Source organism: Acinetobacter piscicola (assembly GCF_015218165.1).
GTDB lineage: Bacteria > Pseudomonadota > Gammaproteobacteria > Pseudomonadales > Moraxellaceae > Acinetobacter > Acinetobacter piscicola_A.
Genome location: NZ_CP048659.1, coordinates 3771059 through 3783513 on the forward strand (window position 1 = coordinate 3771059; position 12455 = coordinate 3783513).

A 12455-nucleotide genomic window follows, 5' to 3' on the forward strand; every position below is an offset into this window, starting at 1 on the left:
GTTTGAATATTTATTAGACTTTAAAATATTTTCTCAAACTAATATTCATTTTTATTAAAAATTGTGACAAAAATCATTATAAATAAATGTTTATTATTTTTATAATAAGATGTTTTAATGTTATTTAAAAGTTTAAATAGATTAAAAATTGTACATCAATATTATTTATATCAAGGATTTGACATGCTGAAAAACTTATAATTTAACGACCTTTAAAAAGCATTAATAGGTTAATAATAATTATTTATTCTAAATACATTTTTATTTAAATATATATAATACCTTGTCATAATAAAAACAAACATTATTATATATTTACCCATCATTCATTTTATATTAAAGGTTCAATAAAATAGATCATTTATGAAATATTTAATCAGTGCATGTCTCATAGGTGAAAATGTCCGTTACGATGCAAAAAATTGCCTCCAACAACAACTCAAACAACTGATTGAACAACAAAAAGCTGTGTATATTTGTCCTGAAGTGACAGGAGGTTTATCCATCCCTCGTTTAGCAGCAGAAATTCAAGGTGGCGATGGTGTGGACGTCTGGACAGGAAAAGCAAAAGTCATCACTTTAGCAGGACAAGATGTGAGCGCTGAATTTATACAAGGTGCAAAAGCAACTTTAGCCTTGGCACAGCAACATCAAGTCACCCATGTGATTTTAAAATCTAACAGTCCATCATGCGGATCAACGCTGATTTATGATGGTTCATTTACAGGACAAAAAATTCAAGGCGTGGGTGTCACAACAGCCTTATTGCAACAGCATGGTTTTGTGGTCATGACTGAAAATGAATTTCTCAGTCAACTCCTGTCATCATAAAAGCGTTTATTCTACTCATAAAAAAGAGCGCACAATGCGCTCCATCAACCACGAATATCTAGCGACTAAACTGATTCTTCACTCGCTACATCTGGCATTTTTTTACTCGCCCAATACGTTGCCAATGCAGGGCCTGAAATATTATGCCACAAGCTGAAAATAGCACTTGGCACAGCCGTCACAGGAGATGCTGCAAAGTGTACCGCAGCCAGTGCTACCCCTAAACCTGAATTTTGCATTCCGACTTCAACAGCAACGGCTTTACAGTCAGCATAAGACAATTGAAAGAAACGACCTGCCCAAAAACCCAATAAATAGCCCAAACCATTATGTAAAACCACCACAGCTAAAATCAAAGCGCCAGACTGTAAAATCGCAGCTTTACTGCCTGCAATAATGGCTGCCACGATCGCCACAATTGCGAAGACCGAAATCAAAGGCATCACTTGAATATAGTGCTCGACTTTTTGTTTTAAAATTGAGCGAGCGACAAGCCCTAAAACAATTGGCAATAACACCACTTGTAAAATAGAACTAAACATAGATGCAGCATCAATCTGTAACCATTGGCTCGCCAAAAGATAAAAAATCGCAGGTGTTAAAATAGGCGCAAGCAACGTAGAAACTGATGTACATGCCACAGACAATGCGGTATTGCCCTTTGCCATATAAGTAATCACATTCGATGCCGTTCCCCCAGGACAACAGCCCACCAAAATGACCCCTACCGCAATCTCTGGCGGTAATTGGAATAACTTACACAGCAGATAAGCCAAACTTGGCATCACAATAAATTGAGCCAATACACCGATACAGACTGCTTTCGGACTTTGCAAAACGCCTTTAAAATCATTTAAGGTCATGGTCATGCCCATACCAAACATGATGATGCCCAACATCCATGTGATATAAGCTTTTAGCCAGACAAAAGCATCTGGTGCAAGCATGGCAATGCCTGCAAAAAGAACCACCCATAGCGCAAAAGTTTTTTGAATAAATTGGGTAAAACGCAAAAATGCTGTCATCAAAATCATCCCTAATTTATCGTTTTTCAACCAAAATTAACCAACATATTCAGTATAAATATATTGAAAACTGCAACAAAATACAGCATTGCACTTTCTGATTAAAATGAAATGTAGAATTTTTCAGTTCAATGATCTTCAGACTGTAAAATATGCTTAGAGACCGTACGCTTTACACCCTTCGCAAGCATTTCTTGCCATGCATGTTGCAATGAACCCTGTAAATCAATCGCTTTGGTTGCATCTGAAATCACATAGGTTTCAAAACCAAGTTGAGCAGCATCCATTGCTGACCACGCCACGCAAAAATCTGTTGCAATGCCCACGAGATACACTGTTTCTATTTTTCTTTCTTTTAAATAACCGGCCAAACCTGTGGTGGTTTTTCGATCTGCTTCCATAAAAGCTGAATAACTATCAATCTGAACATTCATCCCTTTACGTACAATCAATTGCGCCGTATTGGTATTTAAATCAGGATGAAAATCAGCATCTTGTGTACCTTGCACACAATGACTTGGCCATAAAACTTGTGTGCCATAATCAACCTGAATGGTATCATAAGCTTGTTGATCAGGATGATTTTCAGCAAAAGAAATATGATTTTCGGGATGCCAATCCTGTGTCAAAATAACATGGTCAAATTTCTCAATCAGTTGATTCACCAGTGGAATAATTTGCTCTGCATGAGCAACGGCTAAATTTCCACCTGACGTAAATCCATTTTGTACATCAACGACGATCAGTGCTGAATTCTTTGGCATAGTATCTATCTTAAAATCCTGTTTCAGCTCACTTTAACATATCGTAAAAATCAGCGTGAATTGCAACATCGCCACATTTTCAACAAATTTAGACAATAAAAAAACTCGCATTACTGCGAGTTTTATTTTAAACAAACACAGCTTAAATCATCTGTTTAAGCATTTAAACGACGGGTCAAAATCAACATAAAAATTGCAGAAATCACAATACATGGAATTGCAGCGGAAATCACACCTGCTGCCCCAAAACCTGCGGCAAGTAACTGACCTGCAATCGTCGGACCCAGCATTGCCCCAATACGCCCTACGGCAGAAGCCATACCGACACCTGTGCCACGTACTTCTGTTGGATAAACAATACTGCCAAAAGCATACAAGACACCCTGACAACCAATCACAAATGCACCGACTAATGCGGAAGCTAGATACATTTGTGTGAGTGAACCTGCTGCATTTAAAGCGAACAATCCTGCCAAAATACCGCCATACATCAAAGTAATCACATAGGCTTTTTTCCAACGGTCAGTTAACATGCCTAAAATCACGGTGCCAATCGTTGCACTCACCATGAAATAGAACTGTGCTGTTGCGCCTTCTTTACGGGTAAAACCAAGTTCAGTAAACAATGATGGTAACCAACTCAACATGATGTAAACCACCATTAAGGTAAAGAAGTAACTCACCCAAATCAGCACTGTACGCGCCAAATTCTGTGCATTAAATAAATCTTTAAATGATGCTTGTGGTTCAGCCACTGCTGTCCCTACTTTTTCTTGTGCTTTTAAATATTCCTTAGACTCAGGCAAAAATAAAATCATGATTGGAATAACAATGATCGGCAACAAACCACCCAAATAGAAAATATTTTTCCACTCAGCACCAAAATTCGTACTCGCCACCAAAGATAAAATTGCAGCGCCCACAGGCATACCACAATACATCAAGCCCACCGCACGACCACGATTTTCAGGTGTGACCGCTTCTGATGCCAAAGTAATCAAAATCGGCATTGCAGCACCAAGACCCGCTCCTGCAAGAAAACGCACGGCTAATAAACTATTAAAACTATTGACCCATACGGTACATAAAGTAAAGATTGCAAAAATTGCAGTCGACCAAATCAGAACTTTTTTACGCCCAATACGATCAGCGAAACGCCCACCAATCAAAGCACCAGGGAGTAATCCCAAAATACCAGCACTAAAAAACACCCCCAGTTGTGAACTATCTAAGGCGAAATGTTCACGAATCCCTGCTGCGGCAATACCTGCGGCTTGAATATCCAAACCTTCAATTACCGCAATCAAAAAACAGATCAGTACGGTAATCGTGGCATGCTTTTTATCTAAAATATGGGATTGCGCCATGATTGAAAATCCTTGTTGATGTTACTAGGGAATACCTGTGGCATCATCCGGTACAAACGTCGATGAAATAACTATCAATAAGTGTTATAAAAATAATCAGTTTCTACGTCTAAACAAAAATTGTCTGATTTGAATCTGTCATGTATATAGTCATAAAAACAATAAGCGCTGAATAAAGTTGATTAAAAAGCTCAACAATCTAAATATTTTTTCGCTTCATTCTCATCCAGCAATAACTCAATGCTAAATCCCATATATAAAAAAACGATAGCTTAAATGCTTTAAATGTATTTTTTAGCCTGAAAGAACAGTAGGCTTTAATTTGAAAATCATCTTGTATAATCACTATTTCATCTTAAAGATGAAAAATTTCATACTTAAAACTTCAAAAATAGAGTAAAACTTAGCATTTGGGCTTAAATTTATGCGCTCATACCACGTTATAAAAATTTGCTTTTAAAACCTGAAAGTCATTTTAAAGCATTAAAAATGTGTTGTATTTGTTGCTTTTTATAAAGTTTTTCATTGCTTTGACTAAAGCATATTGTTCTCACTCACTGAATCAGTCATAATTTGCATAAGCATTATGCAATTTTTTAACAATTGATTGTTTTTTGCTCAAATCAAAATACGCAACCATTCTTATCGTATATGTCATACCCTGCGAATGGATAAATAGGATATTTTTTCAAAATGACTCAGCAAGCACAGATTCAAGGCTCAATTGTCGCAATCGTCACCCCCATGTTAGAAGATGGCAGCGTAGATTGGAAGGGTCTCGAGAAGCTCGTTGAGTGGCACATAGAACAAGGCACTAATAGTATTGTTGCAGTCGGTACAACTGGCGAAGCTTCTACTCTTAGCATGGCAGAACACACGGAAGTAATTAAAGAAATTATTCGTGTAGCCAATAAACGTATCCCCATTATTGCCGGTACTGGTGCAAACTCAACACATGAAGCGATTGAGCTCACCAAAGAAGCGAAAGAACTCGGTGCTGATGCAGCACTTCTAGTGACTCCTTACTATAATAAACCAACACAAGAAGGCTTATTTCAACATTATAAAGCTGTAGCAGAAGCAGTCGATTTACCCATTATTCTGTATAACGTACCAGGACGTACTGGTGTCGATATGCACAATGAAACCGTCATTCGTTTAGCAGATATTCCACACATTGTTGCCATCAAAGATGCAACGGGTGATGTACCTCGTGGTAAAGCACTCATCGAAGGTCTACAAGGTAAAGACATGGTGGTGTATTCAGGTGATGATGCAACTGCATGTGATCTCATCGCTGTTGGTGCAAAAGGGAATATCTCAGTAACTGCCAATATCGCACCAAAAATCATGAGCGAACTTTGTGCAGCTGCATTAGCAGGTCAAACTGTTGAAGCGAAAGCCAAAGATGCACAAGTTGCAAAATTAAACAATATTTTATTTTGTGAATCTAACCCAATTCCAGTGAAATGGGCACTCCATGAAATGGAATTAATTGGTACAGGTATTCGCCTGCCATTAACTCCACTTGCAGAACAATACCGTACCCCTCTGCGTGAAGAACTCAAAGCAGCGGGTATCATTAAATAAGAGCTTAGTATTATGCAATTACGTTTTGGTTTAACCCTTGCCCTATCAGCTTTAAGCTTAGCGGGTTGTAGTTCACTTGGAATCAAAAATGGTTCTTTGGATTATAAAGATACAACCAGTGTTGAAACGCTTAAATACCCTGAAGGTACAACTGTTAGACCAGCAACGCCATTGTACCCAGCGCCAGTGATTGACCCGCTTGCTCTTCAACACGCACCAAAGTTTGAGAACAAGCGTGGTAATCGCTACGATGTACCTCGCCCTGAAGTGACACAAACTACTACATTACAACAAAGCCAAACTGATGCATCTGTAACTACAGGTCATCCACAACTTTTAACCGATGGAAATGCTAATCCACTGCTTAAAGTTGACGGAGATTCTGCTATAATTTGGCAGTATGCATTAGCCACCCTCAGTAGCTTAAATTATAAGGTTGTTGGTGAAAGTAAAAATGCGACTGAGGTCACATTTAAACTAAATGACAAAACTTATATTTTAAAATTAAGCTCTGTAGGTTCAAGCAATACCATTGCTTTGTTCAATGCAGACAATACTTTTGCAGATAAAGAGATCGCTGCAGAAGTATTGACCCAGATATACCAAAACTGGCCAGCCTAGTCGTTCTAGGCAATTTTTTTTTGCAAAAGGTTCCCCCATGTTAAAACAAACCTTGCTCTATACTGGTAAAGCGAAATCCGTTTATGAAACAGATAGCGCAGATCATCTAATTCTAGTTTTCCGTGATGATGCTTCAGCATTTAATGGTGAAAAAATAGAGCAACTAGATCGTAAAGGTAAGGTGAATAACCGTTTTAACGCCTTTATCATGGAAAAATTGGCTGCGGCTGGTATCGAAACTCACTTTGAAAAACTGCTTTCTCCAACTGAAGTTTTAGTGAAAAAATTAAAAATGATCCCTGTAGAATGCGTAATGCGTAACTACGCTGCAGGTTCATTATGCCGTCGTTTAGGTGTTGAAGAAGGTATCGAACTTACACCACCTACTTTCGAATTGTTCTTCAAAGATGATGCTTTAGGCGACCCAATGGTGAACGAATCTCAAGCAATCGCTTTAGGTTGGGCAACTGCTGAACAATTGGCTCAAATGAAAGAACTCACTCAAAAAGTGAATGTTGTACTTAAAGACTTGTTCGCTCAAGGCAACATGCTTCTTGTTGACTTCAAACTTGAATTTGGTGTGTTCCACGACCGTATTGTTCTTGGTGATGAATTCTCTCCAGATGGTTGCCGTTTATGGGACAAAGACACCAAGAAAAAACTCGACAAAGACCGTTTCCGTCAAGGTTTAGGCGGTGTTGTCGAAGCTTATGAAGAAGTTGCTGCACGTATTGGTGTAGATTTATCTGATATCTAATATTGGATCATACTTCAAAAAACCGAGCTTTTTAGCTCGGTTTTTTATTGGATCAGAACTTATTGTTTATTTTAAATGTCTATATTTGATTTCATTTTTATGATTTGAAAATAAAAAGTGAAGAGCAGTCTAAACACAAATATTTCTGTTAAAACAGCAGAAAATTCTCAAAAAATGACCAACATATTTCTTTTGATATTCCTTGTTACACTTCGTTTTTGAGTCTATGAAATATAAAATCTACAGATTCATGCCTAGGTGAACGCTGTCATTTTATTATATGATGCAAAGGTATGACACGATGTATTCTTATTATCTCTGTATTTTTAAAGGAATAGTCAATTTTTCTTCACAGTTTCTCTGCAATTTTCTTGTAGAGTGATCAGTGTAAGAATAACGATACTTAAGAGGGCTTATCATGAAAAAGATGTTGACTGCATTAGCAATTTCTTTCAGTGTTTTGGCTACAGTCAGCACAATGACGCATGCAGGTCCCCATTACGATCGTGATGGCTATGAACAGCGTGGTCATGGGAATAAAAAAGGATTTCGTGATTTTCAACAGGATGATGACCAAATCAAAGAACAACGCCGTGAACGTGAAGAGCGTGGTTTCCGCCGTTTGCAACAACATAAATGGCAAACAGGCTATGTGATGCCACAGCATTATCGTGGTAATCGTTATAAAGTAGACTATAAAGACAGTAATTTACCAAAGCCGTCTCGTAATCAACAATGGTACAAAATTAATAATGATTACATTTTAGTCGATTCAGACAATAATAATATTGTCAGTATTCGTGGTATGTAACCCGCTATGTCATCATTTACCCAAGCATCTGCTTGGGTTTTTTATTTTTTATGTAATGCCATATACCATTTACGTGCAATGAGCTGCAAGGGTCTCGACAATAAAGAATAATAAGTCCCATTACAACTCATCTAAGTTGATCATTCTTTTAACATATCCTATTTTGAGGAAGACAAGCTAAATAGGTTTATTTTTGTCTTCATCAAATCTTCATATATTTCACAATTCAACTAAATCTCCCTCACCGTTTATCTCCAATTGTTGCGTAAATTGACTTTATCGAAAGAAATTTAAAACATAATGGAGTATCTTATGAACAAGGTCATCACCGGCATTGCTTTATCTCTCAGCGCATTCATAGCAACTTCTGCAATGGCTGCTCCACAAGATCATCAAAATAATTACCGTTATGCACAACAAGCAAAATGGGATCAAAGACATGATCACCGTTGGGACAATAATCGTTATGAACGTAATCATCGTGTGAATCCAAGCCGTGAATGGCGTTCTGGACAATATTTACCGAGCCAATTTAGTGCTTCACGTTATCAAGTCAATTATAAAAACCATCGTCATTTACCTAAGCCAGGTAAATATCAACAATGGTATCAAGTAAATGGTGATTATATTTTAGTCAATGAACGTAATAATCGTATTATTCGTATCATTGGTTAATGCAATATTTTTCTTGAAACTTCAATTAGCCCAACTTTGTTGGGCTTTTTACATGTATAAAAGCTTAAGTAAACCAAGCAAAACTCAACAATGGTACAAAGTTGTACGGTAACTATGTCTTGATCAATAAGACAAATCATAAAATTGTCAAAGTGATCGGTTAATGTAAGATTCTCTCCCAACGCTTTATATCTTCTCAACAAGGTATAAAGCTTTTTCCTAACACCTGGGGTCTATGTAAAAGACCTCAGGTGTTTTTTTCTCTGCACTATGCCGAAGCAGTATTTTTTGTTTAGAATTACCTATTGAATACCACACATTGAGATGGGCAATATGCAATCTGAACATACTGAAATCACCCACAGCACAACACAGCAATATGTGCATTGGTTTCGCCATTCAGCACCCTATATCAATGCCCATCGTGCTAAAACATTTGTGCTGATGTTTGGTGGTGAAGCGGTTGAACATGAAAATTTTCAACATATTATTCATGATATTGCCCTCCTACACTCCTTAGGTATTCGTCTGATTTTAGTGCATGGTGCACGCCCACAAATCAATGAAAACTTAAAAGAAAAAGGCATTCAAAGCCCAATTCATATCAACCGTCGTGTCACCACACGCGAAGCTTTAAGCTGTGTGATGAATGCTGTAGGTTCAATTCGTCTACAAATCGAAGCATTATTGTCTATGGGACTTGCCAACTCTCCTATGTTTGGCGCGCGCATCGATGTCGTTTCAGGTAATTTTGTCACCGCTAAACCCTATGGCATCCGCGATGGCGTAGATTTTCAACTGACAGGTGAAGTACGTACCATTGATACGGAAGCCATACAACGTCATTTGGACAATCACAATATCGTCGTTCTCGGTCCAACAGGTTACTCCACTACGGGGGAAGTCTTTAACTTATTGGCAGAAGAAGTTGCCACTAAAACGGCGATTCATCTCAAAGCAGATAAGTTGATTTTTTTGGGTAATCAGCAAGGTTTGATGGATGAATTTGGGCAACTATTACGTGAAATTACGCCGCATCAGCTCGATCAACATATTTTAAAATACCAAGATTCAAATTTTGAAATTGCATTACATTTGCACAATGCAAAAGAAGCTTCACTCAAAGGTGTGCATCGTGTGCATTTATTGTCATATGCTTATGATGGCGCATTGATTGAAGAACTCTTTACTCGTGATGGACATGGCACCATGATCACCGATGCCCATTATGAAGAAGTCCGTATGGCAAATATTGGGGATGTCGGCGGTTTAATTAATTTATTAAGACCACTCGAAGAAGAAGGTATTTTGGTTTACCGTTCTCGCGAACGTTTAGAAAATGAAATTGAGCAATTTGCAGTGATTGAACGTGATGGTACGATTCTCGCTTGTGCCGCACTCTACCCTATTCCTGCCGCAGCCAATGAAATTCGATCTGCTGAAATTGCCTGTGTTGCCGTTCATCCAAGTTATAGAAAATCTAATCGTGGCAGTCAAATTTTGCATTTCTTAGAGGAAAAAGCCAAACACATGCAAATTCAACAACTCTTTGTGCTGACGACACGCACCGCACATTGGTTCTTAGAACATGGTTTTGCAGCTGCGAGTGTTGATGATTTACCTGAAGCACGACAAGCGTTATATAATTATCAACGCAATTCCATGGTATTTAATAAACGTATTTAACCCCATACAAAAGCGCTTTTATCTTCATTTTTGCTAAGGATATTCTTTCAGATACTGAAACATACTGAATTTATCCTTAGTCAATCTTCTGCTTTATATAGGTATTTATTTTATAAAAAGATTTATTTCATAATTCTCAATCAATTAGAAAAACAATGTGCATTTTAGCACTGTATTTTATTTGCACAATTTTAGATAAGTTTGCCACTTTTATTTTTATCTTTTTTTTTTATGTCTAATCATCAAAATCTTATTTTTTGGAAAATAGAATTATCTCTAAGCTGATGCTCATTCACTTTGTTCAACATTGAAAGTTTAGGAGCATCCTGTTCATGGCACATCTTTTTCAACCTTCTTGGAAAAAAATCACACTACTGAGTGCCAGTCTTGCTGCGATCATGATGCTTACTGCATGTTCTAAACCAACAGAAACGACCACTTTAAATATTGGTTATCAAAAATATGGTCTATTGCCCATTATCAAAGCCCGTGGCGACTTAGACAAAGCTTTAAAAGAAAAAGGCGTCAATGTGAAATGGGTCGAATTTCCTGCTGGCCCACAACTGCTTGAAGGTCTAAATGTCGGCAGTGTGTCTTTTGGAGAAGCGGGTGAAGCACCGCCCATCTTTGCTCAAGCAGCGAACTCAAATTTAGTTTATGTAGCAAACCAACCTGCTGCACCCAAAGCAGAAGCTTTGATCGTACCCAAAGATTCATCGCTTAAAACTATACAAGACTTGAAAGGCAAACGAGTTGTTTTAAATAAAGGCTCTAACGTGCATTACTTACTGTTAAAAGTCTTAGAAGCCAACAACTTAAAGCTTGAGGACATTGATGTGGTGTATTTACCACCTGCTGATGCACGTGCCGCATTTGAAAAAGGTGCTGTCGATGCTTGGGTAATTTGGGATCCATTCTTTGCGTCTGCTGAACAACAACTGGGTGCAAAAGTTTTAGCAACAGGTGAAAACCTCGTAAGTAATCATCAATTTTATTTGGCAGATCGTAAATTTGCTGAACAGCATCCTGAAATTTTAAAAGCAGTGGTGAATGAGCTCAATACCACCACACAATGGGTATCTCAGCATCAAACTGATGCGGCAAAACTGTTAGAAAAACAAACTGGATTATCTGCTGATATTCTCTCTACCTCAATTTCTCGTATGGGCTTTGGTGTAAAACCAATTTCCAATGAAGTGGCAAAAGAACAGCAATATGTTGCCGATGCCTTTTATCAACAAAAACTTATTCCAAACAAAATCAATATCCAAGCAGCTATTTTGGCAAATTAAAACCCAATAACATCACACTGACTGAGGACATATACATGACCCAACATCAAAATGATACACACGCAACATCATGGTTACACGTTTCAGGTCATGGCATGACCGCCATGTTACTTGCTTGTGCGATGTTGGGCACAACTGCAGTTTGGGCAGTAGATCCGAGCGTCAAAGAGTTACGCATCGGCTTTCAAAAAAGTTCGATTAACTTCGCCATTGCCAAGCAACAAAAGTTATATGAAAAAGAGTTTCCAAATGCCAGAATTTCTTGGAATGAATTTCCTGCAGGACCACAAATTTTAGAAGCATTGGCGGTGGGTTCTATCGATGTAGGTGTGACAGGCGATACACCACCTGTCTACGCACAAGCTGCCAATAAACCCTTGTATTACATTGCTTATGAAGCTGCAAAGCCTTTGGCATCGGCCATTTTAGTCCCCAAAACCTCGAAGTTGACTCAACTCAGTCAATTAAAAGGCAAACGTATTGCTGTTCAAAAAGGCTCTAGTGCGCATTATCTCTTGGTACAAGCTGTACGTAAAGCAGGCTTACAGTGGACAGATATTCAACCGATTTGGCTCAGCCCTGCTGATGCACGAGCAGCATTTCAAAAAGGGGCGGTCGACGCATGGGCAATTTGGGATCCTTATTTTGCCTCTGCACAACTCGAAGACAAAGCTAAAGTATTGGCTTCAGGTCAAGGCTTAAGTCCAAATTATACGTTCTATTTGGCTTCGCCTGAGTTTGTAAAGAAAAATCCCCAAGCAGTGAATAGCATTATTCAACAAATCAATGTTGCAGATAAATGGGTGCAAGGCAACCGCGCAGCAACAGCACAAAGCATTGGACAAAGTACAGGTTTAAAACCTCAAGTCAGCCAAGTTTTTATTGAACGACGTCCAAAACCCTCTCGTGCTGCGCCATTAACTGCCCAAGTCATCGCAGATCAGCAACAACTCGCAAATCGTTTTGCTGAACTCAAAATTATTCCAAAACCGATCAACATTAAGCTAGCCGTTTGGACTGGTAAATAATCAACAAG

The 12455-nt window shown here is 38.2% G+C and carries 12 protein-coding genes; 9 read left to right on the plus strand and 3 right to left on the minus strand.

Features of this window, described 5'->3' with window-relative positions:
- The first annotated feature begins 363 nt into the window (after nt 1–363).
- Nucleotides 364–831: a DUF523 domain-containing protein gene (locus G0028_RS18625; RefSeq protein ID WP_130075217.1), complete on the plus strand. Its 468-nt coding sequence runs from the start codon at nt 364–366 to the stop codon at nt 829–831.
- Nucleotides 832–896: 65 nt separating this feature from the next.
- Here the strand turns inward: G0028_RS18625 and G0028_RS18630 are convergent, their stop codons facing one another.
- From G0028_RS18630 to mhpT, 3 genes are all read right to left on the minus strand, one after another.
- Nucleotides 897–1856 (minus strand): bile acid:sodium symporter family protein, encoded by a 960-nt coding sequence (locus G0028_RS18630; protein WP_130075218.1) that lies wholly within the window; start codon nt 1854–1856, stop codon nt 897–899.
- A 128-nt stretch (nt 1857–1984) separates the two neighbouring features.
- Nucleotides 1985–2620, minus strand: coding sequence for a bifunctional nicotinamidase/pyrazinamidase (gene pncA / locus G0028_RS18635; protein ID WP_180047072.1), 636 nt, complete (start codon nt 2618–2620; stop codon nt 1985–1987).
- A gap of 155 nt (nt 2621–2775) precedes the next feature.
- Nucleotides 2776–3987 (minus strand): 3-(3-hydroxy-phenyl)propionate transporter MhpT, encoded by a 1212-nt coding sequence (gene mhpT / locus G0028_RS18640; RefSeq protein ID WP_130075220.1) that lies wholly within the window; start codon nt 3985–3987, stop codon nt 2776–2778.
- A 693-nt stretch (nt 3988–4680) separates the two neighbouring features.
- Here mhpT and dapA point away from each other — a divergent pair.
- The 8 genes from dapA to G0028_RS18680 all read left to right on the plus strand — a co-directional run bounded on the left by dapA (nt 4681) and on the right by G0028_RS18680 (nt 12447).
- The gene (gene dapA, locus G0028_RS18645; RefSeq protein WP_130075221.1) at nt 4681–5577 is read left to right on the plus strand and encodes a 4-hydroxy-tetrahydrodipicolinate synthase; all 897 of its coding nucleotides are present in this window, start codon (nt 4681–4683) and stop codon (nt 5575–5577) included.
- 12 nt (nt 5578–5589) lie between these two features.
- Nucleotides 5590–6198 (plus strand): lipoprotein-34 precursor (NlpB), encoded by a 609-nt coding sequence (locus G0028_RS18650; protein ID WP_130075222.1) that lies wholly within the window; start codon nt 5590–5592, stop codon nt 6196–6198.
- 37 nt (nt 6199–6235) lie between these two features.
- A complete protein-coding gene (purC, locus tag G0028_RS18655) occupies nt 6236–6955 on the plus strand; it encodes a phosphoribosylaminoimidazolesuccinocarboxamide synthase (protein WP_130075223.1) in 720 nt (239 codons plus the stop codon).
- Between the two features lie 418 nt (nt 6956–7373).
- On the plus strand, nt 7374–7766 hold the full coding sequence (locus G0028_RS18660) for an RcnB family protein (protein WP_180047074.1): 393 nt from the start codon (nt 7374–7376) through the stop codon (nt 7764–7766).
- Nucleotides 7767–8078: 312 nt separating this feature from the next.
- A complete protein-coding gene (locus G0028_RS18665) occupies nt 8079–8441 on the plus strand; it encodes an RcnB family protein (RefSeq protein WP_130075225.1) in 363 nt (120 codons plus the stop codon).
- A gap of 333 nt (nt 8442–8774) precedes the next feature.
- The gene (gene argA / locus G0028_RS18670; RefSeq protein ID WP_180047076.1) at nt 8775–10127 is read left to right on the plus strand and encodes an amino-acid N-acetyltransferase; all 1353 of its coding nucleotides are present in this window, start codon (nt 8775–8777) and stop codon (nt 10125–10127) included.
- A 332-nt stretch (nt 10128–10459) separates the two neighbouring features.
- Nucleotides 10460–11419: a sulfonate ABC transporter substrate-binding protein gene (locus G0028_RS18675; protein ID WP_174494026.1), complete on the plus strand. Its 960-nt coding sequence runs from the start codon at nt 10460–10462 to the stop codon at nt 11417–11419.
- Nucleotides 11420–11514: 95 nt separating this feature from the next.
- Nucleotides 11515–12447, plus strand: coding sequence for a sulfonate ABC transporter substrate-binding protein (locus G0028_RS18680; RefSeq protein WP_180047086.1), 933 nt, complete (start codon nt 11515–11517; stop codon nt 12445–12447).
- The last annotated feature ends 8 nt before the right edge of the window (nt 12448–12455 follow it).

Coding starts and splice junctions, on each gene's coding strand:
- G0028_RS18680 (WP_180047086.1), top strand. CDS start 11,515: ATGACCGCCATGTTACTTGCTTGTGCGATGTTGGGCACAACTGCAGTT.
- G0028_RS18660 (WP_180047074.1), top strand. CDS start 7,374: ATGAAAAAGATGTTGACTGCATTAGCAATTTCTTTCAGTGTTTTGGCT.
- argA (WP_180047076.1), top strand. CDS start 8,775: ATGCAATCTGAACATACTGAAATCACCCACAGCACAACACAGCAATAT.
- G0028_RS18630 (WP_130075218.1), bottom strand. CDS start 1,856: ATGACAGCATTTTTGCGTTTTACCCAATTTATTCAAAAAACTTTTGCG.
- G0028_RS18625 (WP_130075217.1), top strand. CDS start 364: ATGAAATATTTAATCAGTGCATGTCTCATAGGTGAAAATGTCCGTTAC.
- G0028_RS18675 (WP_174494026.1), top strand. CDS start 10,460: ATGGCACATCTTTTTCAACCTTCTTGGAAAAAAATCACACTACTGAGT.
- G0028_RS18650 (WP_130075222.1), top strand. CDS start 5,590: ATGCAATTACGTTTTGGTTTAACCCTTGCCCTATCAGCTTTAAGCTTA.
- purC (WP_130075223.1), top strand. CDS start 6,236: ATGTTAAAACAAACCTTGCTCTATACTGGTAAAGCGAAATCCGTTTAT.
- mhpT (WP_130075220.1), bottom strand. CDS start 3,987: ATGGCGCAATCCCATATTTTAGATAAAAAGCATGCCACGATTACCGTA.
- G0028_RS18665 (WP_130075225.1), top strand. CDS start 8,079: ATGAACAAGGTCATCACCGGCATTGCTTTATCTCTCAGCGCATTCATA.
- dapA (WP_130075221.1), top strand. CDS start 4,681: ATGACTCAGCAAGCACAGATTCAAGGCTCAATTGTCGCAATCGTCACC.
- pncA (WP_180047072.1), bottom strand. CDS start 2,620: ATGCCAAAGAATTCAGCACTGATCGTCGTTGATGTACAAAATGGATTT.